Source organism: Aminobacter sp. MSH1, assembly GCF_003071665.1.
In the GTDB taxonomy this organism is placed as follows: domain Bacteria; phylum Pseudomonadota; class Alphaproteobacteria; order Rhizobiales; family Rhizobiaceae; genus Aminobacter; species Aminobacter niigataensis.
The window spans coordinates 3,713,970-3,738,435 of the sequence record NZ_CP026265.1; the positions used below are offsets into that span (position 1 = coordinate 3,713,970).

At 64.1% G+C, this 24,466-nt stretch carries 22 protein-coding genes, 1 tRNA gene and 1 pseudogene; 11 read left to right on the forward strand and 13 right to left on the reverse strand.

Features of this window, described 5'->3' with window-relative positions; translation table 11 throughout:
* Nucleotides 1-174: 174 nt before the first annotated feature.
* A complete protein-coding gene (parE, locus tag CO731_RS18365) occupies nt 175-2,238 on the forward strand; it encodes a DNA topoisomerase IV subunit B (protein ID WP_108608254.1) in 2,064 nt (687 codons plus the stop codon).
* 13 nt (nt 2,239-2,251) lie between these two features.
* Here the strand turns inward: parE and CO731_RS18370 are convergent, their stop codons facing one another.
* Nucleotides 2,252-3,373 (reverse strand): DUF2336 domain-containing protein, encoded by a 1,122-nt coding sequence (locus CO731_RS18370; RefSeq protein ID WP_108608255.1) that lies wholly within the window; start codon nt 3,371-3,373, stop codon nt 2,252-2,254.
* Between the two features lie 149 nt (nt 3,374-3,522).
* On the opposite strand from CO731_RS18370, the gene CO731_RS18375 reads away from it, so the two are divergent.
* Nucleotides 3,523-3,975, forward strand: a complete 453-nt coding sequence (locus CO731_RS18375; RefSeq protein WP_108608256.1) for a MaoC family dehydratase — start codon at nt 3,523-3,525, stop codon at nt 3,973-3,975.
* The gene (locus tag CO731_RS18380; protein ID WP_108608257.1) at nt 3,975-4,853 is read left to right on the forward strand and encodes a CoA ester lyase; all 879 of its coding nucleotides are present in this window, start codon (nt 3,975-3,977) and stop codon (nt 4,851-4,853) included. Before CO731_RS18375 ends, CO731_RS18380 begins: the two co-directional genes overlap by 1 nt.
* Here the strand turns inward: CO731_RS18380 and CO731_RS18385 are convergent.
* Together CO731_RS18385 and CO731_RS18390 are read right to left on the reverse strand one after the other, a co-directional pair.
* Nucleotides 4,850-5,458, reverse strand: coding sequence for a flavin reductase family protein (locus CO731_RS18385; RefSeq protein ID WP_108608258.1), 609 nt, complete (start codon nt 5,456-5,458; stop codon nt 4,850-4,852). The two genes, CO731_RS18380 and CO731_RS18385, sit on opposite strands and share 4 nt — an antisense overlap.
* A gap of 5 nt (nt 5,459-5,463) precedes the next feature.
* A complete protein-coding gene (locus CO731_RS18390) occupies nt 5,464-6,048 on the reverse strand; it encodes a nitroreductase (protein ID WP_108608259.1) in 585 nt (194 codons plus the stop codon).
* A 135-nt stretch (nt 6,049-6,183) separates the two neighbouring features.
* Between CO731_RS18390 and CO731_RS18395 the strand changes: the two genes are divergently transcribed.
* Entirely contained in the window at nt 6,184-7,152 is a 969-nt protein-coding gene (locus tag CO731_RS18395) for a hypothetical protein (RefSeq protein WP_108608260.1), read from the forward strand.
* Between the two features lie 116 nt (nt 7,153-7,268).
* On the opposite strand, the gene thrS is transcribed toward CO731_RS18395, so the two are convergent.
* The 4 genes and pseudogenes from thrS to CO731_RS28785 all read right to left on the reverse strand — a co-directional run bounded on the left by thrS (nt 7,269) and on the right by CO731_RS28785 (nt 11,009).
* Complete coding sequence (gene thrS / locus CO731_RS18400) at nt 7,269-9,245, reverse strand: threonine--tRNA ligase (protein WP_108608261.1); 1,977 nt, start codon at nt 9,243-9,245, stop codon at nt 7,269-7,271.
* A gap of 148 nt (nt 9,246-9,393) precedes the next feature.
* Nucleotides 9,394-10,125, reverse strand: a pseudogene (blaOXA, locus tag CO731_RS18405) (class D beta-lactamase); the annotation flags it as partial.
* A gap of 255 nt (nt 10,126-10,380) precedes the next feature.
* Nucleotides 10,381-10,746 (reverse strand): membrane protein insertion efficiency factor YidD, encoded by a 366-nt coding sequence (yidD, locus tag CO731_RS18410; protein WP_108609914.1) that lies wholly within the window; start codon nt 10,744-10,746, stop codon nt 10,381-10,383.
* Nucleotides 10,747-10,844: 98 nt separating this feature from the next.
* Nucleotides 10,845-11,009, reverse strand: coding sequence for a hypothetical protein (locus CO731_RS28785; RefSeq protein WP_159091657.1), 165 nt, complete (start codon nt 11,007-11,009; stop codon nt 10,845-10,847).
* A 94-nt stretch (nt 11,010-11,103) separates the two neighbouring features.
* Here CO731_RS28785 and CO731_RS18415 point away from each other — a divergent pair, with 94 nt between their 5' ends.
* Nucleotides 11,104-12,018 (forward strand): LysR substrate-binding domain-containing protein, encoded by a 915-nt coding sequence (locus CO731_RS18415; RefSeq protein WP_108608262.1) that lies wholly within the window; start codon nt 11,104-11,106, stop codon nt 12,016-12,018.
* Here the strand turns inward: CO731_RS18415 and CO731_RS18420 are convergent.
* Nucleotides 12,015-12,455, reverse strand: a complete 441-nt coding sequence (locus CO731_RS18420) for an iron-sulfur cluster assembly scaffold protein (RefSeq protein ID WP_108608263.1) — start codon at nt 12,453-12,455, stop codon at nt 12,015-12,017. The two genes, CO731_RS18415 and CO731_RS18420, sit on opposite strands and share 4 nt — an antisense overlap.
* A gap of 237 nt (nt 12,456-12,692) precedes the next feature.
* Between CO731_RS18420 and folE the strand changes: the two genes are divergently transcribed.
* From folE to CO731_RS18435, 3 genes are all read left to right on the forward strand, one after another.
* Complete coding sequence (folE, locus tag CO731_RS18425; RefSeq protein ID WP_055970896.1) at nt 12,693-13,328, forward strand: GTP cyclohydrolase I FolE; 636 nt, start codon at nt 12,693-12,695, stop codon at nt 13,326-13,328.
* A 35-nt stretch (nt 13,329-13,363) separates the two neighbouring features.
* Nucleotides 13,364-13,822, forward strand: a complete 459-nt coding sequence (hisI, locus tag CO731_RS18430; protein WP_108608264.1) for a phosphoribosyl-AMP cyclohydrolase — start codon at nt 13,364-13,366, stop codon at nt 13,820-13,822.
* Nucleotides 13,823-13,906: 84 nt separating this feature from the next.
* Complete coding sequence (locus tag CO731_RS18435; protein WP_108608265.1) at nt 13,907-14,878, forward strand: patatin family protein; 972 nt, start codon at nt 13,907-13,909, stop codon at nt 14,876-14,878.
* On the opposite strand, the gene recJ is transcribed toward CO731_RS18435, so the two are convergent.
* From recJ to CO731_RS18460, 5 genes are all read right to left on the reverse strand, one after another.
* Nucleotides 14,875-16,665, reverse strand: a complete 1,791-nt coding sequence (gene recJ, locus CO731_RS18440) for a single-stranded-DNA-specific exonuclease RecJ (protein ID WP_108608266.1) — start codon at nt 16,663-16,665, stop codon at nt 14,875-14,877. The genes CO731_RS18435 and recJ overlap by 4 nt on opposite strands.
* 56 nt (nt 16,666-16,721) lie before the next feature.
* On the reverse strand, nt 16,722-17,696 hold the full coding sequence (gene glpX / locus CO731_RS18445; protein WP_108608267.1) for a class II fructose-bisphosphatase: 975 nt from the start codon (nt 17,694-17,696) through the stop codon (nt 16,722-16,724).
* Between the two features lie 190 nt (nt 17,697-17,886).
* Nucleotides 17,887-19,200 carry a homoserine dehydrogenase gene (locus CO731_RS18450; protein WP_108608268.1) on the reverse strand — a complete coding sequence of 438 codons (1,314 nt, stop codon included), beginning with the start codon at nt 19,198-19,200 and terminating at the stop codon, nt 17,887-17,889.
* Between the two features lie 54 nt (nt 19,201-19,254).
* On the reverse strand, nt 19,255-20,472 hold the full coding sequence (locus CO731_RS18455) for an LL-diaminopimelate aminotransferase (protein WP_108608269.1): 1,218 nt from the start codon (nt 20,470-20,472) through the stop codon (nt 19,255-19,257).
* A 48-nt stretch (nt 20,473-20,520) separates the two neighbouring features.
* A complete protein-coding gene (locus CO731_RS18460) occupies nt 20,521-20,910 on the reverse strand; it encodes a hypothetical protein (RefSeq protein WP_108608270.1) in 390 nt (129 codons plus the stop codon).
* 99 nt (nt 20,911-21,009) lie between these two features.
* Here CO731_RS18460 and phaC point away from each other — a divergent pair, with 99 nt between their 5' ends.
* From phaC to CO731_RS18475, 3 genes are all read left to right on the forward strand, one after another.
* Nucleotides 21,010-22,839: a class I poly(R)-hydroxyalkanoic acid synthase gene (phaC, locus tag CO731_RS18465; RefSeq protein ID WP_108608271.1), complete on the forward strand. Its 1,830-nt coding sequence runs from the start codon at nt 21,010-21,012 to the stop codon at nt 22,837-22,839.
* A gap of 215 nt (nt 22,840-23,054) precedes the next feature.
* Complete coding sequence (locus CO731_RS18470; RefSeq protein WP_108608272.1) at nt 23,055-24,245, forward strand: YcbK family protein; 1,191 nt, start codon at nt 23,055-23,057, stop codon at nt 24,243-24,245.
* 79 nt (nt 24,246-24,324) lie between these two features.
* A tRNA-Glu gene (locus tag CO731_RS18475) sits at nt 24,325-24,399 on the forward strand.
* Nucleotides 24,400-24,466: the final 67 nt, after the last annotated feature.

Sequence of the window (24,466 nt, forward strand, 5' to 3'; positions counted from 1 at the left end):
CCAGATCGTCGCCACTCATCAACCGGCGATTTCGGTTTGCGTTTACGAATAGTTGCACGGTTCCGTCGCGTTTGACAACATGACGCACGAACATAACCGGAACTTCTATTGCGCTGACGGCAAAACTGGCACACTTGGCAAACTGATTCGCAGCATCGGAAAACTGTATTGAGCATGGACGATAGCAACGATCTTTTCGGCAGCCTCGACAAGCAGCCGCCCCGCCCCGTGTCGCGTCCGACGGACCCGCTGGTGCAGGCGGCAGCGGTGGCAAAGCGCCCGGTCCCGGCCGCCAAGGATGGCAGCGAGGGCTATAGTGCAGCCGATATCGAAGTGCTCGAAGGCCTTGAGCCCGTGCGCCGCCGCCCCGGCATGTATATCGGCGGCACCGACGAGAAGGCGCTGCACCATCTCTTTGCCGAAGTCATCGACAACTCGATGGACGAGGCGGTGGCCGGCCATGCGACCTTCATCGAAGTGGAGCTCGACGCAGAGGGTTTTCTGACCGTCACCGACAACGGCCGCGGCATCCCTGTCGATCCGCATCCCAAGTTCAAGAACAAGTCGGCGCTCGAAGTCATCATGACGACGCTGCATGCCGGCGGCAAGTTCGACTCGAAGGTCTATGAAACCTCCGGCGGCCTGCATGGCGTGGGCGTTTCGGTGGTCAACGCGTTGTCGGACCTGCTCGAAGTCGAGGTGGCGCGCGGCCGCCAGCTCTATCGCCAGCGCTTTTCGCGCGGCGTGCCGCAAGGCGGCCTCGAAAGCCTCGGCGACGTCCACAATCGGCGCGGCACCAAGGTGCGTTTCCATCCCGACCCCGACATCTTCGGCAAGGGCGCCCATTTCCTGCCGGCCCGCATCTACAAGATGGCGCGGTCGAAGGCCTACCTGTTCGGCGGCGTCGAGATCCGCTGGAGTTGCGACCCGGCACTGCTGAAGGAGAAGGACGAGACCCCGGCCAAGGCGGTCTTCCACTTCCCCGGCGGCCTCGGTGACTATCTCAAGGCCTCGCTCGGCGACGAGATGCAGGTGACCCGCGAAATCTTCTCTGGCAAGAGCGACAAGCAGAGCGGTCACGGCTCGATCGAATGGGCCGTCACCTGGTTCGGCGGCGACGGCTTCATCAATTCCTACTGCAACACCATCCCGACAGGCGATGGCGGCACCCACGAGATGGGCTTCCGCAACGTACTGACGCGCGGCCTGCGCGCCTATGCCGACCTCGTCGGCAACAAGCGTGCAGCGATCGTCACCAGCGAAGACGTGATGATCTCGGCTGCGGGCATGCTGTCGGTGTTCATCCGCGAGCCCGAATTCGTCGGCCAGACCAAGGACAAGCTGGCAACGGTCGAAGCCATGCGCATCGTCGAGACGGCGATCCGCGATCCATTCGACCATTGGCTCGCCGACAACCCGCAGGAAGCCTCCAAGCTGCTCGACTGGGTCATTGCGCGCGCCGACGAGCGCGTGCGCCGGCGCCAGGAAAAGGAAGTGTCGCGCAAGAGCGCGGTGCGCAAGCTGCGCCTGCCCGGCAAGCTGGCCGACTGCACGCAGAATGCCGCCGCAGGGGCCGAATTGTTCATCGTCGAGGGCGACTCGGCAGGTGGCTCGGCCAAGCAGGCGCGCGACCGGAAGATGCAGGCGATCCTGCCGCTGCGCGGCAAGATCCTTAACGTCGCCAGCGCCGGCAACGACAAGCTGGCGTCGAACCAGTTGATCGGCGACCTGATCCAGGCGCTGGGCTGCGGTACGCGATCCAAGTATCGCGAAGAAGACCTGCGCTACGACCGCGTCATCATCATGACCGACGCCGACGTCGACGGTGCCCACATCGCTTCGCTGCTGATCACCTTCTTCTACCAGGAAATGCCCCAGCTCGTCCGCGGCGGCCACCTCTACATGGCAGTGCCGCCGCTCTACTCGATCCGCCAGGGCGGCAAGGTGGCCTATGCCCGCGACGACGCCCACAAGGAAGAGCTGATGCGCACCGAGTTCAGCGGACGCGGCAAGGTCGAGATCGGCCGCTTCAAGGGCCTTGGCGAGATGATGGCGAGCCAGCTCAAGGAAACGACGATGGATCCCAAGAAGCGCACGCTGCTGCGCATCGAGGTCCTCGACGACGCCGACGAGACGAAGAGCGCGGTCGATGCGCTGATGGGCACCAAGCCGGAGTTGCGCTTCCGTTTCATCCAGGACCGCGCTGAATTCGCTGCAGCGGACGCGCTCGACATCTGAGGCTAACGGCGGATCAGGCCGCCGCGATCGCCAATGCGTGGCCGCGGGCGTTCTCGCGCAGGGCCTCGAGATGGATCGACTTGACCAGTCCGGCCAGTTCGCCTTCAGCGCTCTGGCCACCCAGTTCACGAAGCATCAGCCAGCTGACTTCCTGTGCTCCGGCGACGCGGCGCCCATTGGCAACCCCGCGCCAGATCTTCAGCGCCCGCAGGATGATTGCATGCGTCGCATCGGCAAGGCCGGCCGAGCGGAACAAGGCCGTCAACGCCACATCCTGCCCGGCAGACAACAACGCCCTCACCCTCGGCTCGTCTCGGCCGGTCAGCACGACCAGGGCTGCCCCGAAGAAGTCGACCTTGCCGTGGGCGAGGATGCGGATGATGAAGCTTGCAGTGAGATCACCGCGGAGCCGCAGATGTTCGACAAGCGCCGCATGCTCTTGAGCACGCGTGCCTTCGATCAGCGTCATCGAGGCTTTCACGCAGGCATCGCGCGTCACGCGTTCGGCGCGTGCGGCACCCATCAGGGCCAAGACGAAGGGCGATGTCTTCAGGGCTTCGCCGAGTTTGACAAGAAGCAGGTGCCGGCAATCCGAAGGCAGCCGCTGATCGGCCACCAACGCCTCGCGCACACGCGCATCGCCACCAAAGCGCTCGGCAATGCGACGGAAGCTCAGCGAGGCGATATCGGCGCCATAATTCTGCAGCAGCGTGACGCAAGCCTCAGCCTCGCCCACCTCAGCAATGGCCGCCGAGAGCGACATGGAGACAGCAGGCCGGTGGGCGATGAGTTTCTGGATGGCGCACGAGCCTGAGGCGACCCGGTCGATGAGGTCGGCGTCGGTCAAAAGCGGCGAGCGCGCCAGAACCAGCGCTGCGACGTCAGGCTGATCGGATGCGAGGGCTGCGATGATCTGCAGCGGCGCGTGTGCGCTCATCGACAGCGCCTCTGCCAGCGACTGGCGCACCTTCGACGAGGGATCGTCGAGCAACAGCGTCAGCGCCGCCTCTGCGGCGCATCGGTCCTCGAACGGCAGTTCGCGATTGACGTAGGCATTGGCCAGGGCGGCTGCTGCGGCTGCGCGCTCGGCCACCTTCGCGGTGTCGATCCATCTCAGGAAATGCGAGACCACCATTCGCTTTTCTTCGCCCCCGGCAAGCCATGCCAAACCCCTGAAACCATCCTAGGAACAAAAGGTTTACGAACGGTTCACCATATCCGTTAACCCGCTTGCCGCCCGCCGTGGCAGCGCCTATCAAAACGGGGCAACAGGAGAAAATGCGGATGGCCGGTCTTTTTCTTGAGGAGTTCGTAGTCGGCCAGGTGATCCGGCATCAACTCACCAAGACCGTCACCGAGAGCGACAACATGATGTTCTCGACGATGACGCTGAACCCACAGCCGCTTCACATCGACTTCGACTTTGCCGCCAAGAGCGAATGGGGCAAGCCGCTGGTCAATTCGCTCTTCACGCTCGGCCTGATGATCGGCATTTCGGTGCACGACACCACGCTGGGCACCACCATCGGCAATCTCGGCATGACCGAAACCACCTTCCCGCACCCTGTCTTCCACGGCGATACCATTCGCGTCGAAACCGAAGTGCTTTCGGTGCGCGAATCGAAGTCGAAAACCGACCGTGGCATCGTCGAATTCCTGCATTGCGCCTATAATCAGCACGGCGCACTGGTCGCCAAATGCCAGCGCCAGGCAATGATGAAAAAGAAGGCCGCTTGATGCGTTCGTTGCTGTTCGTCCCCGGAGATTCGGAAAAGAAGCTCGAACGCGGGTTCTTGTCCGGCGCCGACGTCGTCATCGTCGACCTCGAGGATTCGGTGGCGCCCGACAACAAGGGTCATGCGCGCGGCGTCGCCGCCGATTTCATCGCGAGCAGAAGGCGCACGACGCGGTCCTCGATCTATGTCCGCGTCAACGACCTTTCGACCGGAATGACCGACGACGACCTGCGCGCGATCGTACCCATCGCACCGGATGGCATCATGCTGCCGAAGTCGAATTCCGGGGCTGACGTCCAGCATCTTTCGACCAAGCTCAGGGTGCACGAGGCCGAAAACGGTTTGCCGGACGGCGCGATCCGCATCATCCCGATCATCACGGAAACCGCTGCCGGCACTCTCGCAACGGCCAGCTATGCGGGTGCCAGCGCGCGCGTGGCCGGCCTGACCTGGGGCGCGGAAGACCTCTCGGCAGCGATCGGCGCGCGCGCCACGCGCGACGGACAAGGCCGCTACACCGACGTTTTCAGGCTCGCGCGTGCCTTGACCGTCCTCGCCGCCTCGGCAGCCGAGGTCGCTGCCGTCGACACGGTGTTCGTCAATTTCCGCGACCACGAGGGCCTTCGCACCGAGTGCCTGGAGGCCGAGCGCGACGGTTTCACCGCCAAGATGGCCATCCATCCCGATCAGGTCGCGATCATCAACGAGGCGTTCACACCGGCGAAGGAAGCCGTCGAACATGCGCAAGCGGTGGTCGCTGCGTTCAGGGAGGCCGGGAATCCGGGCGTCGTCGGAATTGGCGGGCAGATGTACGACCGACCGCATCTGCGCCGGGCCGAACGCCTGCTGGCGCGCGCCGAGGCCGCTGCCGGAGCCTAATCTTCTTCCCAGCGCGGGCGGCGCATCGAGAAGACTTCGCTGATGCTGGAATAATCCATGTAGCCGAGGCGCGAGACATTGCCTGCCTTGACGACGTCGAACAGGCCGTCGGTCAGGAATGCCTCGTCGATATGGACACCGACCACCTCGCCGACGACGACAAATACACCGGCGTCGGCACCGTCCAGGCCCTTCGGGCGGAAGATCTCGGTGACCTTGCATTCCAGCGCTGCTGGTGCTTCGGCAACACGCGGCGGGACGACCAGCCGCGATGGCGCTGCCGTCAGCCCGGCATAGCCGAACTCGCTCGTGCCCCTGGGGGCATTGACCGAGGTTCGGTTCATCTTCTCGGCGAGTTCACGCCCGACGACATTGGCAACGAACTCACGGGTCTCGCCGGCGAAGGTAGAGCTGTCCTTCGGCCCCTCGGAGGAAAACCAGACCAGCGGCGGCTTGCCCGTCAGCGCATTGAAGAACGAATAGGGCGCAAGGTTCAGCGCGCCATCCTTGCCGATGGTCGATATCCAGCCGATCGGCCTGGGCGAGACGATCGCCTTGAACGGATCGTGCGGCAGGCCGTGGCCCTGCGACGGCTCGTAGAACATCGCGCCTAGCCCTCCCAGGGGCCAGTATAGTCGCTGTGGAGCTTCGCCACATCAGGACGCGGCCGCTCGGGTGCGGTGCCTTCGTAGCTGCCGATGTGGATGAAGCCGACGACCCGCTCATGCGGTGCCAGGCCCAGCAGCGCGCGCCCTTCCTCTACATCGGAATACCAGTTGGTGATCATGTTGGTGCCATAGCCGAGCGCGTTGGCGGCGGTCATCAGGTTCATCGCCGCCATGCCGCCCGACAGGAACATCTCCCACTGCGGGATCTTCGGGTTCTCCTTGGGGCTCGACACAACGCCGATCACCAGCGGCGCGCGCGAAAAGCGGGCGAGCTCCTGGTTGCGCCGCCCCTCGGGCAGCGGCCCTTCGCGGCGCTCTGCCAGTTCAGCCAGCTTGTTGCCGATTTCGATGCGCGCATCACCACGATAGAGGATGAAGCGCCAGGGCTCGAGACGGCCGTGGTCGGGCACGCGCGTCGCTGCCCGCAGCATCGTCTCGATCTCGCTATCGGAAGGCGCCGGCGCGCGCAGTTCCGGGATCGGTGCGGAATTGCGGGTCAGCAAAAAGTCGATGATCGGCGATGGCACGGCGCTGGCGCTCCTTGGGTTTGGGCTGAAGCGCCGACCGGAATGGCAGCTGCTTTGGCGGCGGGGCTCATTGGTTGGAATCCATGGCGCCCGAATAGCCTTGAAATTGCCACCGCCTTGCGCTTCAAACAAGGGATGTCGAGGGGATGCTTCCGCTTTTTCGCACCGATTCTGGGTGCCGCACTGTTCGCGATGCCGTCTTCGGTCGCGTTTGCCCAGGATGGCGCCTCGGCAATAGAAGGCCTGAGCCTTCCCGGCATCTCAAGCTTTGCCGCGCCGCGCGGCGACGAATCCCTGGCAATCAGCGCACTCGGCGAGATCACGCTCACCGCCCAGCTCACAGACAAGGGCGGCGACATCGGCCGCGGGCTGGTCTGGCGCGTGTTCCGTCCCGAAGCCGGCCCCGATGGAAAATTGCCGCTGGTGGCATCCGCCCAAGGCGGCACCAGCATGTTCCAGCTGCCGCCCGGCAGCTATCTCGTCCATGCCTCCTACGGTCGCGCCGGCGCCACCAAGCGCATCACCGTCGGCAAGGAAGGCAAGCGCGAAAGCCTGGTGCTCGATGCGGGCGGCCTCAAGCTTGACGCCGTGCTTTCGGGCGGCGTGCGCATTCCGCCGGCCAAGCTCAAATTCTCGATCTATGAGGCGGACGAAGGCAGCGATGGCGAACGCGCCCTGATCATCCCCGATGTCGAACCCAATTCGGTGGTGCGGCTCAATTCAGGCACCTACCATGTCGTCTCGACCTATGGCGCGGTCAATGCAGTGATCCGCTCCGACATCCGCGTCGAGGCCGGCAAGCTGACCGAGGCGACGGTCGAACACCGTGCCGCCGACCTGACCTTCAAGCTGGTGCGCGAGGCCGGCGGAGAAGCCATCGCCGATACGTCTTGGTCGGTTCTGACAGAGTCCGGCGACCCGTTGCGCGAAGCGGTCGGCGCCTTTGCCTCGATGGTGCTGTCGGAAGGCGACTACACCATCATCGCCAAGAACCGCGACCGCATCTACCAGCGCGATTTCACCGTCGTTGCCGGCCGCAACCAGGACGTTGAGGTTGTCGCTTCCGAGGCTGCGGCAATCGACCCCAACGAAGGCGCCGACTGACCAGGCGCGGGTTGCTCCGTCCGAGCTTTTTGAATCCAGGCCGAGCTTTTTGAATCCAGGCAGATGAAAAAAGTGGCGACATCTCTGCCGCCCCTTTTTCGTGTCTGGTTGGCCGCTCAGCCCTGCGCGGCGCGGCGGCGATCTGGTGTCGTCGCTTCTTCACGCAGCGAGGCAATGGCCTCGTCGAGGCCCATCGACTGCTGGTCGCGCGAGCCGAGGCGACGGACGTTGACGCTTGCCTCTTCCGCCTCGCGCTTGCCGCAGACGAGGATGACCGGAACCTTGGCCAGCGAGTGCTCGCGGACCTTGTAGTTGATCTTCTCGTTGCGCAGGTCGGCTTCGGCCGACAGGCCGGCGGCCTTGAGCTTGGCCACCACCTCTCGGGCATAGTCGTCGGCATCCGAGGTGATCGTCGCCACCACCACCTGCTGCGGCGCAAACCACAGCGGGAAATGGCCCGAATAATTCTCGATCAGGATGCCGAGGAAGCGCTCCATCGAGCCGCAGATGGCGCGGTGGATCATCACCGGCTGCTTCTTCTCGGAGTCCGAGCCGATGTAGAAAGCGCCGAAACGCTCAGGCAGGTTGAAGTCGACCTGGGTTGTTCCGCACTGCCATTCGCGGCCGATGGCATCACGCAGGACGTATTCGAACTTGGGGCCGTAGAAGGCGCCCTCGCCCGGATTGATCGACGTCTTGATGCGATTGCCCGACTGCGCCTCGATGGTCTTGAGCACGTTGCCCATGATCTCTTCGGCATGATCCCACGCCTCGTCCGAGCCGACGCGCTTGTCCGGCCTGGTCGACAACTTCACCGAGATCTCGTCGAAGCCGAAGTCGGCATAGGTCGTCAGGATCAGGTCATTGATGCGCAGGCACTCGGCGGCGAGCTGTTCCTCGGTGCAGAAGATGTGCGCGTCGTCCTGAGTGAAGCCGCGCACGCGCATCAGGCCATGCAGCGCGCCCGACGGCTCGTAGCGATGGACGTTGCCGAATTCGGCAAGCTTCACCGGGAGATCGCGATACGACTTCAAGCCATGCTTGAAGATCTGCACGTGGCCGGGGCAGTTCATCGGCTTGAGCGCGAAGACGCGGTCGTCGTCGGTGTCGTCGCCGGCAACGGTAACCTTGAACATCGCGTCGCGATACCAGCCCCAGTGGCCCGACGTCTCCCACAGGCTCTTATCGAGCACCTGCGGGGCGTTGACCTCCTGATAGCCCTGCGTATCAAGGCGGCGGCGCATGTAGCTGACGAGGTTCTGGAACATCTTCCAGCCCTTGGCGTGCCAGAACACCACGCCCGGTCCCTCTTCCTGGAAATGGAACAGGTCCATCTCGCGGCCGAGGCGACGGTGGTCGCGCTTCTCGGCCTCTTCCAGCATATGGAGGTACTGGTCGAGTTGCACCTGGTCGGCCCAGGCGGTGCCGTAGATGCGCGTCAGCATCGGGTTGTTGCTGTCGCCGCGCCAATAAGCACCGGCCACCTTCATCAGCTTGAAGGCGCTGCCGATCTGGCCGGTCGAAGCCATGTGCGGTCCCCGGCACAGGTCGAACCACTCACCTTGCGCATAGATGTTGAGGTTCTGGTCCTCGGGGATCGCGTCGATCAGTTCGAGCTTGTAGGCCTCGCCCTTGTCGCGGAACACCTGCTTGGCCTTGTCGCGCGACCAGACCTGCTTGGTGAACGGCTTGTTGCGGCCGATGATCTCGCGCATCTTCTTTTCGATCGCCGGGAAATCCTCGGGCGTGAAAGGCTCGTTGCGGGCGAAATCGTAATAGAAGCCATTGTCGATCACCGGGCCGATGGTCACCTGGGTCCCTGGCCACAATTCCTGCACCGCTTCGGCCAGCACGTGGGCAGCGTCGTGGCGGATCAGTTCCAGCGCACGCGGATCGTCACGGGTAACGATCTCGACCTTGCCGGACTTGCCAAGCGGATCGGACAGATCGCGCACGGTGCCGTCGATGGCATAGGCCACCGCTTTCTTGGCCAGCGACTTCGAGATCGACTCGGCCAGACCAGCACCGGTCAGCGCCGCGTCATATTCGCGGACGGAACCATCGGGAAATGTCAGGGAAACGGAATTCGACAAAGCTCTTCTCCTATCCAGTCCCGCAAACGAGCGCGGGTGGGCAAAAACCGGATGCGTCCGGCAGCGAGCGATCTTTTAGGGGGAGAATGCGCTGCCGTAAAGCCGGGCGGCGTGCCCGCCGCCGCCCCGCCAACGGCGGCGGAGCCCGCTACTTGGCCGACTTCATCAGGTCAGGAAGGCTTGCCAGGAAGATGTCGCGTACCTTGGGGCCGAGAAACACCGGACTCTTGCCGTCATTGACCAGCAGCCGGGCGAACACGATGCGGCGCTCGCCCTTGTCGGCCCAGCCGACAAACCAGCCGAAGGGCTTGTTGCGGTCGATCTTGCCCGACTTTCCGGTCAGCCAGCCTGTACCTGTCTTGCCCTTGACCTGCCATTCGCCGGCCTGGAATGGCGGCAACACCGCCGCCGTGAGATCGACCGCTCGCGCGGAGACCGGCAGGCTGCGGTCAAGCATGCGACCGATGAAGCCGACCTGCTCGTCCGGCGAGATCTTCAGCGAAGAACTCAGCCAGCTGCGGGTAAGCCCGTCCTCCTTGCCGGGATTGCCCGATAAGTCGCCGTTGCCATAGGCGAAGCCACCGACATAGCCGGCAAATCGCTTGCCGCCGAGCTTGCGCGTGATCTCCTGGGAGAACCACAGCACGGAGTCCTTTTCCCAGATCGTCGGGTCGACCGACTTGTGGTCGCGCTTCACCGCGTTGAACTCGGGCTTGTAGTCCCAGCGCGGCGAATGCTCGTCGGCGAGAATGCCCGAATCGTAGCCCATCAGCGCCAACGGCACCTTGAAAGTGGATGCCGGGCTCACCTGACGGTCGCAGGTGCCGTCACGGCGCAAGGTCGCTCCGCTGCCGGCATCGACGATGAGCGTGCATTCGAGGAACGGTTTCAGGGCTGTCGTTTCGGCCGCCGAAGACGCCGGCACCAGAGGCAGCGAGACAAGAAGCGCAGTGCCTGCGCCGATGGCATAGTGACGAATCGAAGCGAACACGTGTGACACCCTCTGTCGTTGGCCGCCGACACCTAGGGTGAGCGCTTGGTTCGAATATGACTTAACCTGGATTGTTTCCGATAGGCTGACCAAACGGTAAATCACGCAGCCAACCGATTAACGGTTCCGGCAGCCGACAGAATGTCAGACATCGGTCGGCTTGCTGCCGATTTTCCAGTAGCGCCAGGGCGTGAACCAGCGATAGCGCGACGCCAGCTGTTCCGGCACACGATCGATGCCATGGGTGCCCCACGGCCCGCAGCGCGATACCCTGAAAAGGCCCATCCAGCCGCCTGCCCACAGGCCATGGCGGGCAATCGCCTCATGCGCATATTCCGAGCAGGTCGGCATGTGCCGGCACGCATTGCCGATGAAGCCCGAAAGCGTCAGCTGATAGAGCCGAACGAGCGACGTGCCGAGCACACGACCCGGCGTCTTGCGCCAGGGGCCGGGCCAATTGCGGCCCCGCGCCACCGGTTTGCCATGGCTATGGTCGTGGCCGCGGCTCATCGCCAGCATCGCTCGGAACTGTTCATCCGCCATAGATGTCAATTCCGACATGCAGACGCAATGTCCGGGGCATAGGACCGCGCAGTTGCGGCGCCGTGTCACGCAAGCCAGCTGAGTTTCGCCGGTCGGTGGGGGCACCGATGCTGCGGGGCCTCAAGCTGTTGCCGCCCGGCGCCGTAGCGTCCTGCGAAGCGAGGCGAATGGTCGGCCTGGAAAGTCGCGATGCGGAACATCTCCGCATAGGCGTTGAAGAGCGTCGGCATGATCTTGCCTCCTTGATGGGGAGGATTTGAGCGCCTCTGGTCGTTTCCTTCAAACGAGTATAACGTCCACCATGGATAACTTGAGATTATGCGAATGAAGCGCGGGCGGTTGCCGCTGACAGCACTCAGGAGTTTCGAAGCAGCCGGGCGGCACCTGAGTTTCAGCCGCGCGGCGGAAGAGCTGTTTGTCACCCAGGCCGCCATCAGCCGCCAGATACGCGAGCTAGAAACCTTCCTGCAGCAGCCGCTGTTCGTGCGCTACCATCGCCGCGTCGAGCTCACGGACGCCGGACAGAAGCTGCTTGGGCAATTGATCAAGAGTTTCGACGACATCGACAAGCGACTGTCGGAGCTGGCTGCAAAGCCCGCGCAGTCCGTGGTCAGCGTCAGTGTCGAGCCGTCGCTCGCCGCCTCCTGGCTGGTGCCTCGGCTCAACCGGTTTCGCCTGTTGCGTCCGGACATCGACGTTTCGCTCGACGTGGACCCGCGCCTGATCGATTTCCGCAGCGACCAGGCAGAGCTTGCATTGCGCTTCAGCGCGCACAGCACGTCGTGGCCGCGCAGCGAGGCCGAACGCCTGGCACCGGTCATCGATTCGCCCGTGGTGTCACCAGCCTTGCTTGCCTCGGGCCCTGCCCTGGCGTGCCCGGCAGATCTCCGGCGCTATACGCTGCTGCATGAGGAAAACCGCCAGGGCTGGGCACGCTGGTTCGAAGCCGCCGGCGCTGTAGAAGATGCGGCTGCCGCGCGTGGCCCATTGTTGGCTGACGCCGCATTGTCGAAACAGGCGGCGATGCTCGGTCACGGGGTTGCGCTTGGCGATCTCTTGCTGGTGCGCGAGGAACTGGCGACGGGAGCGCTGATCAAGCCGTTCGAAACCAACGTGGTCTGCGGCGCCTATTGGCTGGTTGCCAAAAGCCTGCGCAAGCTGTCGGAGCCTGCGGAAGCCTTTGCCGACTGGATCAGGGCAGAGTTCGAAGAATGCCGGCGCTATCTGGAGAAATGCTAGGCCGCGGCCTGCTTGCGCTCAATCTGGCCGATGGCATCTACCACGGCGTCGAAGGTCAGCATGGTCGAGGCATGGCGCGCCTTGTAGTCGCGCACCGGCTCCAGGTATTTGAGGTCGTCGAAGCGGCCCTCGGGCGGCGTGCCGCCCTCCTTGAGCATGCGCAGCATAGCCTCGCGCACGGCGCGAAGCTCGACGGCGCTGGCGCCAACGACGTGCTCGGCCATGATCGACGACGACGCCTGGCCCAGCGCACAGGCCTTCACTTCATGGGCGAAGTCGGTGACGACGCCGTTTTCCATCTTGAGATCAATGGTGACGGTCGAGCCACACAGCTTGGAATGCGCGGTGGCCGACGCATCAGGATGATCGAGGCGTCCAAGCCGGCCGATATTTCCGGCAAAGCCAAGGATTTTCGTGTTGTAGATGTCGTCAATCAACTTTTTTCACTCTGAGTGCGTGTTATGAGCAACTCTTGTCGCTGTCGCATCTTTCAATCGTCGTCTCCACCTATATATAATGGTGGCGCTCGCTTCCCGGCAAGGCAACAGGACTGACATCGGGAGGAAGGGCGAAAATGAGCAGCTTTAGGTACGGCACTCAATCGGTGGTCCCTGAAGTGGCTGTGTCCGTTCAACTCGTCCCTGCTCAGACAGGGACTACTGGAGACGCCTGATATGGATGCCGTTGCCAAGAAGCTGATGCCGCAATCAGCCTATATGGAGAAGCCTGCAACCGACCGGCCGACAGAGGCCGAGGTCGAGGCTGCAGTGAGTGTTCTTTTGCGCTGGACTGGCGACAATCCGGCGCGCGAAGGCCTTATCGACACGCCAAAGCGCGTGACCAAGGCTTTCCGCGAGATGTTCAATGGCTACGACATGTGCCCGGCCGAAGAACTCGGCCGCACCTTCGAGGAAGTGGCCGGGTATGACGACCTCGTCATCGTCCGCGATATTAAATTCCATTCGCATTGCGAGCACCACATGGTGCCGATCATCGGCAAGGCCCATGTCGGCTATTTGCCGGACGGCAAGGTCGTCGGCCTGTCCAAGATCGCCCGCGTGGTCGACATCTTCGCCCACCGGCTGCAGACCCAGGAAGCAATGACGGCGCAGATTGCCGGTGTCATCCAGGACGTGCTAAATCCGCGCGGCGTCGCCGTGATGATCGAGGCCGAGCACATGTGCATGGCCATGCGCGGCATCCGCAAGCAAGGGTCGTCGACCCTGACCTCGACCTTCACCGGCGTTTTCCGGGACACCCCCGAAGAACAGGTCCGGTTTGTCACCATGATACGAGCCGGCGGGCTCTAATCCCCCTCGCCGGTTCCCGAAACCAGGATCCGGCGATGTCTGCTCTGAAATTCTCCGAAGCTACCAGCGACAAGCGCGCGCTCGAAGAAGGCGAGGTGTTCACGCCGCGCTTCGACGCGAACGGGTTGGTCACCGCCGTCGTCACCGATGCCACCGACGGCATGCTGCTGATGGTCGCGCATATGAATGCCGAGGCGTTGGCGCTTTCGATCGAGACCGGCATCGCGCACTACTGGTCGCGGTCCCGCGGCTCGCTCTGGAAGAAGGGCGAGACCTCGGGCAATTTCCAGCACATCGAGGAGATGCGGACCGACTGCGATCAGGACGCGGTCTGGCTGCGCGTAAAAGTTTCCGGCCACGACGCAACCTGTCACACCGGCAGGCGTTCCTGTTTCTATCGGACGGTGGGGCAAAAAGACGGCTTCGCGACGCTTAGCGCGGACGGCAGCGCCCCGCTGTTCGATGCAGACGAGACCTACCGCAAGAAATCGTGAACCGGCTTCCCGTCCTGCAACACAAAGATTCACGATTTTAATACGTGTCCAGTGTACTCTGTACGCGGGACAAGGGAGATCGTGATGCTCGAATGGGCGTCGTTCCATGCGCGTCAGAACGTCCGGGAAGCAAACGGCTTTTCCTCGGGCACGGGCGCTGACGATCCGAAGCTAGCCAAAGAAACCGGAATCTCCCTCGCGCTCGGCGGCGGTGCCGCACGTGGCTGGGCACATATCGGCGTCCTGCGTGCACTTGACGAGGCAGGCATCCGCATCAACATGATCGCCGGCACCTCGATCGGCGCACTGGTCGGCGGCTGCTATCTCGCCGGCAAACTCGACCAGCTCGAGGAGTTCGCCCGAAGCTTGACCAAGCGCCGCATCTTCGGCCTGTTCGACCTGCAGATCGTCGGCAATGGCCTGTTCGGCGGCATGAAGCTGGACTCGCGCATGCAGCAGCACATGGCGGGCGTCACCTTCGAGGACCTGCCGAAGCCATTCGTCTGCGTTGCCGCCGAAATCCGCACCGGCCACGAGATCTGGCTGTCGAGCGGTTCGCTGATCAAGGCGATGCGCGCGTCCTATGCCCTGCCCGGTGTTTTCGAGCCGGTGACCTGCAATGGCCGCGTCCTGGTAGACGGAGCGCTGGTCAATCCGGTGCCGGTCTCGGTCTGCCGTGCCAACGAGCAGCCGCTCGTCGTTGCCGTCAACCTGCACTATGACCTGTTCGGCCGCGCGGCCGTCATCAAGCACAGCGCCGGCGAATTGATGGTCGAACGCGACGCCAAGCCTGCCGACCAGTACGACGCCAACCGCAGCGCGCGTGAATCGCGGCTGGGCATCAGCGGGGTGATGGTCGAGGCCTTCAACATCATCCAGGACCGCATCTCGCGGGCACGCCTCGCCGGCGACCCGCCCGACCTGTCGCTGCAGCCCAAGCTCGGCCACATCGGCCTGTCGGAGTTCCATCGCGCCGACGAAGCGATCCGGCTCGGCTACGAGGCCACCAAGGCACAGATGGACGAGATCGTCAGGCTGCAGGCCGTCCTGGGCTAAGGCCCGGCAAGCGACGCGTCGATGACGCGCAGTTGGACCGTGCGGTTGCCATTCCAGTGATTGACCGACAGCGACCCGGCGACATGGACCGTGCGCCCGCTGTTCCTCAGCAGGAACTCGCCGAGCGGCGCTTCGGCAGACCGGAACGAAATCCCCTGGATGCGGCCGCCGCTCTCCGAGCGCAGATCGATCCGTACGTGGCCTGTGCCAATCACCCTGACATCGGCCAGCTTGTGCCTCGGCAGGACGAAGGTTGGAGCTACGTGGCCCTGGCCGAACGGACCGGCCTTCTCCAATGACTCGACGAGTGCCAGCGTCGCACCTTCGGCGGCGAGCGCGCCGTCGATCAGCAGGCTTTCCTCATCCTGCAAGCGGAACACGTCTGCGGCCGCGCGTGCCTCGAAGAAGGCGCGCACCTCACCGAGCTTCGCGCGCTCGACGGTGATACCGGCCGCCATGGCATGACCGCCACCCTTGACCAGCAGCCCGGCCTCGACGGCCTCCCGAACCAGACGACCGAGATCGAACCCCGAGACGGACCGCCCTGAGCCGGTGCCGACACCATTGCCGTTGAAGGCAATGGCGAAAGCCGGACGACGGGCATGGTCCTTGAGCCGCGACGCCAGCAACCCGACGATGCCGGGATGCCACGTGGTGTTGGCCGTCACCAGCACCGCCGGTCCCGGTCCGGCACCGATCTCCGCATCGGCCTCGGCGCGCGCCTCGGCCAGCATTACCGTCTCCATCGCCTGCCGCTCCTGGTTCAGGCGATCGAGCGTTTCGGCGATCGTGCCTGCCTCGACCGGATCGTCGGTCGCCAGCAGCTTGCTGCCGAGCGCCGCGTCGCCGATGCGCCCGCCGGCATTGATGCGCGGCCCGAGCAGGAACGACAGATGGAACGTATTCAGCGGCTCGCCGATGCGGGCGACGCGGGCGAGCGCGGTGAGACCGGGATTGTTCTGCTGGCGCATCGCCTGCAGGCCCTTGACGACGAACGCCCTGTTGACGCCGGTCAGCGGCACCACGTCGGCCACGGTCGCGAGAGCCACGAGGTCGAGCAGCTTGAGAAGATCGGGCCGCGGCGCGTCCGGCAGCCGTTCGCGCAGCACCTTGGCGGTCTGCACCAGCGTCAGGAAGGTCACGCCGGCGGCGCAGAGATGGCCCTGGCCCGAAAGATCGTCGTCGCGGTTCGGATTGACCACGGCAACCGCGTTCGGCAACGCACCGCCGACCTGATGGTGGTCGAGCACGACGACATCGGCACCGGCCTCGTTGGCCGCGTCGATCGATGCCGCGCTGTTGGTGCCGCAGTCCACGGTGACGATCAGGCGGGCGCCCCGGCCGATCAACTCGCGCATCGCATCGGGATTGGGGCCGTAGCCTTCAAAGATCCGGTCGGGGATGTAGATTTCGGCCTCGACGCCGAAGCGGCCGAGAAAACGTTTCATCAGCGCCGACGAGCAGGCGCCATCGACATCATAGTCGCCGAAGATGGCGACGCGCTCGCCGCGCAGCACCGCATCGGCGATGCGGCCGGCAGCCTTGTGCATGTCCGTCAACGTCGCCGGATCCGGCAACAGGTCGCGGATGGAGGGATCGAGGAAGCGCTCCGCATCCTCCGGCAGCACACCGCGCCCGGCAAGCACGCGAGCAACGATGTCGGGCACGCCATGGCCCTGTGCGATGGCGAGCGCCAGCATATCCTGGCGCTCGGTCAGCCGGTGCTCCCATGAAACACCGGTGGCCGAACGCCGTACGCCGAGGAAATTGCGCTTTTCAATCGCCATTCAGAGGAGGTCCACCCGCTTCGGATCGACCATAGGCGACCGCGACAAGCGCGTAATCAGAATTTTTCCAGATCCTGATGGCGCGCCTTGATTTCACGAACAGTCTTGGACGAGGAGCGCAGCACGATGGTGTGCGTGGTGATCGAGTCGCGTCCGAACTTCACGCCGGCAAGCAGGTTGCCGTCGGTGACGCCGGTTGCCGCAAACAGCACGTCGCCACGCGCCATTTCCTCGATCCGGTAGACCTTTTTAGGGTCTTCAATGCCCATGGTGGCGGCACGGGCGATCTTCTCCGGGCTGTCGAGCAGCAGCCTGCCTTGCATCTGGCCGCCAGTGCAACGCAATGCTGCGGCTGCCAGCACGCCCTCGGGCGCGCCGCCTGTGCCGAGATAGATGTCGATGCCGGTTTCTTCCGGGTCGGTGGTGTGAATCACGCCGGCAACATCGCCGTCGCCGATCAGGCGGATGGCGGCACCGGTGGCACGCACGGCATCGATCAGCTTGGCATGGCGCGGGCGGTCGAGGATGCAAGCGGTGATCTCTCCGACCGGCACGCCCTTGGCCTTGGCGACGCTGGCAATGTTTTCTGCCGGCGACGCATCGATGTCGATGACGCCATCGGGGTAGCCCGGGCCGACCGCGATCTTGTCCATATAGACGTCGGGCGCAAACAGCAGGCTGCCCTTTTCAGCAATGGCGATGACCGCCAGCGCGTTGGGCAGGTTCTTGGCGCAGATGGTGGTGCCTTCGAGCGGGTCGAGCGCGATGTCGACCTCGGGGCCACCAGCGCCGACTTCCTCGCCGATATAGAGCATCGGCGCTTCGTCGCGCTCGCCCTCGCCGATGACGACGGTGCCATCGATGGCGAGGCGGTTCAATTCCTGGCGCATGGCGTCGACGGCCACCTGGTCGGCAGCCTTCTCGTCGCCGCGTCCGCGCAGCCGGGCGGCAGCGACAGCCGCGCGTTCGGTGACGCGCACGAGTTCCATGGTGAGTATCCGGTCGAGGCCGGCAACAACGCTTTTCGCCATATCAGGGTCCTGGAGTCGATGAATTCGGAGCGCCCGAACCGGGCCGGCTCTTATTGTCAAACCCTTGTGACAACGGCAAGACCTGTAGCCCGCTTTATCGAAAGCGAAACAATATCAATCGATTGAAAGGGAGTTGAGGCTTGACTGCCCCGGCGAAGGCGCATTTCCGCCCTCGCCTGCGTCGCCAGCCTCAGCCGGCGCGCTCGATGCGGATGACCTGTGGCTTGTCGGTCAGGTGGCCGTCCTTGGTCACGCCGTCGACGGCCTTGCGCACGGCAGCTTCGGTGGTCTCGTGGGTCACCAGGATGACGGTCTTCTCCGATACGCCATCGGAACCGTTGGCGTGCTGGACGATCGATTCCAGTGAGATGTCGTTGTCGGCCATGCGCTTGGCGATCGCCGCGAAGACGCCTGTGCGGTCGTGCACGGTCAGGCGGATGAAATAACCGCCGGCGTGGCTGCGCATCTGCGCCTTCTTGTAGGGGCGCAGTTCCTTGGCCGGGCGGCCGAAGACCGGGCCGTGCTGGAAGCCGGGGCGGCTCTTGGCAATGTCGGCGATGTCGCCAACGACCGCTGAAGCCGTGGCATTGCCGCCGGCGCCGGGGCCGGAAAGCAGCAGTTCGCCCAGAATATCGGTCTCGATGGCAACCGCATTGGTCACGCCATGCACCTGGGCGATGACCGAAGCCGTCGGCACCATGGTCGGGTGCACGCGCTGCTCGATGCCGCTTTCGGTGCGCTGGGCAACGCCAAGCAGCTTGATGCGGTAGCCGAGTTCGCCTGCGGCGCGAATGTCTGCCTGGGTGATGTTCGAGATGCCCTCGAGATAGATGTCGTCGGAGGCAATCCGGGTGCCGAAAGCCAGGCTGGTCAGGATTGCCAGCTTGTGCGCCGTGTCGTTGCCCTCGATGTCGAAGGTCGGGTCGGCTTCGGCATAGCCCAGACGCTGCGCGTCCTTGAGGCACGCCTCGAAGGTCAGGCCTTCTGCTTCCATGCGGGTCAGGATGTAGTTGCAGGTGCCGTTCAGGATGCCGAAAACGCGGTTGACGCTGTTGCCGGCCATCGCCTCGCGCATCGTCTTGATGACCGGGATGCCGCCGGCCACCGCCGCCTCGTAGTTGAGCAGAACGCCTTTCTTTTCGGCGACCTCGGCGAGCGCCACGCCATGCTTGGCGAGCAGCGCCTTGTTGGCGGTCACGACGTGACGGCCAGCGGCGAGCGCGGCAGACACGCAGGAACGCGCCGCACCTTCGTCGCCACCAATCAGTTCGACAAAGACGTCGATGTCGGCCTTCTCGGCCAGCTCGATCGGATCGTCGAACCACTTGGCGCCACTCAGGTCGACGCCACGATCGCGCGAACGGTCACGCGCGGAGACAGCGGTGACGACGATTTCGCGGCCGCACTGGCGGGTGAGTTCGGCCGCCTTGTCGCGCAGCACGCGCGCCACCGAAGCACCGACCGTGCCGAGACCGGCAATTCCAACACGCAATGCTTCAGCCATGGTCGACGGCGCCTCTTACTTCAGTCGTTCTGGGAATGTTGTTCGTGGCGCCGCTCAGCGATGGGCTGCGAGCGGAACCACGTTGTTTGGATGCTTGGCGGTGGTTTGCAGGAAGCGCTTGATGCTTCGTGCCGCCTGGCGGATGCGGTGTTCGTTTTCGACCAGCGCAAGACGGACATAGTCGTCGCCGTGCTCGCCGAAACCGACGCCCGGAGCCACGGCCACGTCGGCGTGCTCGATGAGCAGCTTGGAGAACTCTAGCGAACCGAGATGCTTGAACGGCTCGGGGATCGGCGCCCAGGCAAACATCGTCGCTGCCGGTGCCGGAATTTCCCAGCCGGCGCGCGCGAAGGAATCAACCATGACGTCGCGGCGCTTGTGATAGACCTCGCGCACCTCGGCAATGTCGGTGCCGTCGCCGTTGAGGGCCGCGGTCGCCGCCACCTGGATGGGCGTGAACGCACCATAATCGAGATAGGACTTCACGCGCGTCAGCGCCGCGATCAGCCTTTCGTTGCCGACGGCAAAGCCCATGCGCCAGCCCGGCATCGAGAAGGTCTTCGACATCGAGGTGAATTCGACCGTGACGTCGATCGCGCCCGGCACCTCAAGCACTGAAGGCGGCGGATTGCCGTCGAAATAGATCTCGGAATAGGCGAGGTCCGACAGAATGATGATGTCGTTCTTCTTGGCGAAGGCGACCACGTCCTTGTAAAAATCGAGCGTCGCGACCTGTGCGGTCGGGTTCGAAGGATAATTAAGGATCAGCGCCAGCGGCTTCGGGATCGAGTGACGTACGCCGCGCTCGAGCGCGGGAATGAAGCCGTCATCGGGCTTCGCCTGCAGCGAGCGGATGACGCCGCCCGACATGATGAAGCCGAAGGCATGGATCGGATAGGTCGGATCCGGGCACAGGACCACGTCGCCGGGGGCCGTGATCGCCTGCGCCATGTTGGCGAAGCCTTCCTTCGAGCCGAGCGTCGCCACGACCTGCGTGTCGGGGTTCAGCTTCACGCCGAAACGGCGGGCGTAATAATTGGCCTGGGCACGGCGCAGGCCGGGAATGCCGCGCGACGAAGAGTAGCGATGGGTGCGCGGGTCGCGGACCACTTCGCACAGCTTGTCGACGATCGCGGTCGGCGTCGGCAGGTCGGGATTGCCCATGCCAAGGTCGATGATGTCGGCGCCGCGCGATCGGGCGCTGGCCTTCAGCCGGTTGACCTGCTCGAAGACATAAGGCGGAAGGCGGCGGACCTTGTGAAATTCTTCCATGTCAGTTCCAGGTAAACGGGTGCTCGGCGATGCGTGCGCGATATACACTCAATTGCAGGCGGGGTCGATAGTCTCGCACTTGCCTTCGATGGCCTTCAGCGTGTCGTCGCCGTGCTTTCGGGCAAGCGTGGTCATCGCCGCCGAATTGCCGCTGCCGGCACCGGCCTTGGCACCTTGCCGCCGCTGCGCGGCGTGAAGTTGGGCGAGTTTTGCCGCCTTCTGCTCCTCGGTGAACTGAGGTGCCGCGGCCGTCGGCCGGATGTTGAGATTAGGATAAGTGCCGGTGTCCTGCGCACCGCGACCACCTGCAAGGGCGGGACCAGTGTCGGCGCTCGTCGTGCTGGTGCAGCCGCTGGCGACCACGGGCAAGGCCAGCAATCCCGCCGATACGACCAGGCGGGCGCAGAAAAAAATATGCCGACCAACACGATGTGTCATAAAGTTTCCCCGACAGGCGCGGTAGAGCGCGTTGGACCCGGTAAGACGTCGCATGATAGTATGTCAATAAAAGGCCCTTTGGGAGGACCTCGAAAGACCATGGCGAAGGTAGACGATTCGGACAAGCCGAGTGGCGATTCCCCCTCCTCCGTCGAGCAATACCTCGTCAAAGATCCCGAGCGCTTCGCGCTCAACATGGCCCGCATGATCGAACAGGCCGGCAAGGCCGCGTCCGCATGGGCCGAGCCGCGCGAGAAGGGCGAACTGCGCGACACCGTCGCCGAACCCATGACCGACATGGTCAAGACCTTCTCCAAGCTCACCGAATACTGGCTGTCGGACCCGCAACGCGCGCTCGAAGCGCAGACCAGGCTGTTCTCCGGCTATCTCGACGTCTGGAGCAAGTCGGTCCAGCGCATGGGCGGCGACGAGGTCGAGGACGCGGTCAAGCCGGAGCGCACCGACAAGCGCTTCCTCGACCCCGAATGGGGCCGCAATGCCTTCTTCGACTTCCTCAAGCAGGCCTATCTGGTCACCGCCCGCTGGGCCGGCGACCTAGTCGACCATGCCGACGGCCTCGACGAGCACACCCGCCACAAGGCCGGCTTCTATGTGAAGCAGGTCGCCAACGCGATTTCGCCGTCCAATTTCATCCTCACCAATCCGGAACTGTTCCGCGAGACGGTCGCCAGCAACGGCGAAAACCTGGTGCGCGGCATGAAGATGTTCGCCGAGGACATCGTGGCCGGCAAGGGCGACCTCAAGCTCAGGCAGGCCGACTATTCCGGCTTCGAGATCGGCAAGAACATCGCCACCACACCGGGCAAGGTGGTCGGCCGCAGCGACGTCGCCGAAATCATCCAGTATGCGCCGACAACCGACAAGGTGCTGAAGCGTCCGCTGCTGATCTGCCCGCCCTGGATCAACAAATTCTACATCCTCGATCTCAACCCGCAGAAATCCTTCATCCGCTGGGCCGTCGAGCAGGGCCACACCGTCTTCGTCATCTCCTGGATCAATCCCGACCAGCGCCACGGCCTGAAGGACTGGGAGGCCTATATCCGCGAGGGGCTGCAATACGGCCTCGACACGGTCGAGCAGGCGACCGGCGAGCGCGAGGTCAACGCCATCGGCTATTGCGTCGGCGGCACGCTGCTGGCCGCGGCCCTGGCGCTTCTGGCGCAGGAGGGCGACCACCGCATCCGCTCGGTCACCTTCTTCACGACGCAGGTCGATTTCACCTACGCCGGCGACCTCAAGGTCTTTGTCGACGAAGACCAGATCGCCGCCCTCGAACGCGCGATGAAGGATAAGGGTTTTCTCGACGGCACCAAGATGGCGACCGCCTTCAACATGCTGCGTTCCGGCGACCTTATCTGGCCCTACGTCGTCAACAACTACATGCGCGGCAAGGACCCGCTGCCGTTCGACCTGCTCTACTGGAACGCGGATTCGACGCGCATGGCGGCAGCCAACCACTCCTTCTACCTGCGCAACTGCTATCTCGAGAACAACCTGTCGCAGGGCCGGATGGAGCTTGCCGGCCGAACCATCTCGCTCGCCGACATCACCATTCCCGTCTACAATCTGGCGGCCCGCGAGGATCACATCGCCCCTGCCCGCTCGGTCTTCCTCGGTTGCCAGTATTTCGGCGGCGATGTCGACTATGTCGTCGGCGGCTCGGGTCACATCGCCGGCGTGGTCAATCCCCCGGCCGCCGGCAAGTATCAATTCTGGTCGAGCGGCAAGCCAACGGGCGACTTCGACACATGGCTCAAGGGCGCCACCGAGACGCCCGGCTCGTGGTGGCCGCACTGGCACCGCTGGATCGAGGCCAAGGACGACAGGCGCGTCGACCCCCGCAAGCCCGGGATAAGCGGCCCGGTGCTGGAAGACGCGCCCGGCAGCTATGTGAAGGTCCGCGTGTAACCTGCTGTAATGCGTGGTGAGTTGACGCCCTTAACAAAGGGGGCGAGAACATGGCGCCCATCATGATCTCGCCTTAATTGGCGCATAGCCCGACACTGGGGAGATCATTGCAAGTGATCGGGTGCCGTTTCTTGTTCAGAGACGTCGTCGCGTAAACGTACGATTTTCATCGCCAAACGTGATCTTTGGCCTGCAGTGCATGAGAGGGGACCAGCTTGAGGTCAGGACGACTGCGATTCGCAGACCGGCGATGCGGCGTTGCGCTGACTGTCCTGGTTTCGCTGCTGGCCGTATCCTGCTCCTCGACGGGCGAGCCCAATCTCGAGCTCGCAAACCCCGCACTCACCGCTGATGCAACCGGCCAGGCTGCCGGGACCGACGCGGCCGCGACGCCTGGTACGGCGCCCGCCACCGCCAATCTGGCCATGAACGCGGAGGGCAACGCCGCCCTGCCCGACCAGGTCGGTTATGTTCCCCTTGCCAAGCCAGGCGGCGAAACGCCGGCCGAAGTTGCCATTGCCAGCGAAGAAGCTGCGCAGGCGCCCGTCGCGGCAGCGGCGGCCGCCCAGCAACCGGCGACCGAGCAGCAGCCGGTTCAAGCTGCCGAAGCCCATGCCGCCAAGCCGCCGGCGCAACAAGACACCGGCTTCTATCTGACCAACGGCCCTGCCCCCCAGCAGGCCGAGCAGCCCAAGAAGAAGGGCTTCCTTGCCTCCCTCTTCGGCTCTTCGCCGGCGAAGGCCGCGCCGGCCGAGCAAAAGGCAAAGCCGTTGATCGCGACGGCCGCCGCCGCGCCTGCGCCGGAGGCCGCGGAAGCAAAGACCAAGCCGATCATCACGCTTGCCTCGGCAAAATCGGATGCCAAGCCGGTCGAACTGGCCTCGCTCGGTGGCGGCGGCGATTCGAACTGGGCGCTGCCCGGTGTGCGCCAGACCGACCTATTCGAGATCAAGCGCAAGTCGGGCATCGACGACGACAGCGACGTCGACCTGCACGAGGACGAGGACCCCGGCCTGGAAGTGGCATCCGCCGCCGGCATGGCGCGTCTTGCTCCCAACGGATTGCTCAAGCAGACCGAGAGCGTCGACGTCGCCTGTCTGAAGCCGTCGCTTGTGCGCATCCTCAAGGCCGCCGAGCAGCACTACGGCAAGAAGATGATCGTGACGTCTGGCTACCGCAACGCCGAGCGCAATCGCCGGGCACGCGGCGCCAAGAACTCGCAGCACATGTATTGCGCTGCCGCCGACATCCAGATCCCAGGCGTCGGCAAGTGGGAACTGGCCACTTTCCTGCGGGCGATGCCCGGTCGCGGCGGCGTCGGCACCTACTGCCACACCAATTCCGTACACATCGATGTCGGCCCGGAACGCGAATGGAACTGGCGCTGCGGGCGCCGCCGTGGATAAGCCAAAAAAATTTCGCGACGCAGCAAAAAGACGGGTTGCCTGTCGCGAACAAGCCAACTATACACCGCCTCACCTGAGCGCGCCCATCGTCTAGCGGTTAGGACACCGCCCTTTCACGGCGGTAACAGGGGTTCGATTCCCCTTGGGCGTACCAGGTTTTTCAATCACTTAGCTACCTCGCGGCCAAACCCGTCAAGTAACGGTCAAATAAGCGCTTTGGC

What these genes read in the sequence shown, in the direction of transcription:
- CO731_RS18395 (WP_108608260.1), top strand. Translation starts at nt 6,184, where the DNA reads ATGTCGAGGGGATGCTTCCGCTTTTTCGCACCGATTCTGGGTGCCGCA.
- CO731_RS18460 (WP_108608270.1), bottom strand. Translation starts at nt 20,910, where the DNA reads ATGACACATCGTGTTGGTCGGCATATTTTTTTCTGCGCCCGCCTGGTC.
- CO731_RS18415 (WP_108608262.1), top strand. Translation starts at nt 11,104, where the DNA reads ATGAAGCGCGGGCGGTTGCCGCTGACAGCACTCAGGAGTTTCGAAGCA.
- CO731_RS18435 (WP_108608265.1), top strand. Translation starts at nt 13,907, where the DNA reads ATGCTCGAATGGGCGTCGTTCCATGCGCGTCAGAACGTCCGGGAAGCA.
- recJ (WP_108608266.1), bottom strand. Translation starts at nt 16,665, where the DNA reads ATGGCGATTGAAAAGCGCAATTTCCTCGGCGTACGGCGTTCGGCCACC.
- CO731_RS18375 (WP_108608256.1), top strand. Translation starts at nt 3,523, where the DNA reads ATGGCCGGTCTTTTTCTTGAGGAGTTCGTAGTCGGCCAGGTGATCCGG.
- phaC (WP_108608271.1), top strand. Translation starts at nt 21,010, where the DNA reads ATGGCGAAGGTAGACGATTCGGACAAGCCGAGTGGCGATTCCCCCTCC.
- CO731_RS18370 (WP_108608255.1), bottom strand. Translation starts at nt 3,373, where the DNA reads ATGGTGGTCTCGCATTTCCTGAGATGGATCGACACCGCGAAGGTGGCC.
- CO731_RS18385 (WP_108608258.1), bottom strand. Translation starts at nt 5,458, where the DNA reads ATGTTCTACGAGCCGTCGCAGGGCCACGGCCTGCCGCACGATCCGTTC.
- glpX (WP_108608267.1), bottom strand. Translation starts at nt 17,696, where the DNA reads ATGGCGAAAAGCGTTGTTGCCGGCCTCGACCGGATACTCACCATGGAA.
- hisI (WP_108608264.1), top strand. Translation starts at nt 13,364, where the DNA reads ATGTCTGCTCTGAAATTCTCCGAAGCTACCAGCGACAAGCGCGCGCTC.
- CO731_RS18380 (WP_108608257.1), top strand. Translation starts at nt 3,975, where the DNA reads ATGCGTTCGTTGCTGTTCGTCCCCGGAGATTCGGAAAAGAAGCTCGAA.
- CO731_RS18450 (WP_108608268.1), bottom strand. Translation starts at nt 19,200, where the DNA reads ATGGCTGAAGCATTGCGTGTTGGAATTGCCGGTCTCGGCACGGTCGGT.
- CO731_RS28785 (WP_159091657.1), bottom strand. Translation starts at nt 11,009, where the DNA reads ATGCCGACGCTCTTCAACGCCTATGCGGAGATGTTCCGCATCGCGACT.
- CO731_RS18455 (WP_108608269.1), bottom strand. Translation starts at nt 20,472, where the DNA reads ATGGAAGAATTTCACAAGGTCCGCCGCCTTCCGCCTTATGTCTTCGAG.
- folE (WP_055970896.1), top strand. Translation starts at nt 12,693, where the DNA reads ATGGATGCCGTTGCCAAGAAGCTGATGCCGCAATCAGCCTATATGGAG.
- parE (WP_108608254.1), top strand. Translation starts at nt 175, where the DNA reads ATGGACGATAGCAACGATCTTTTCGGCAGCCTCGACAAGCAGCCGCCC.
- yidD (WP_108609914.1), bottom strand. Translation starts at nt 10,746, where the DNA reads ATGAGCCGCGGCCACGACCATAGCCATGGCAAACCGGTGGCGCGGGGC.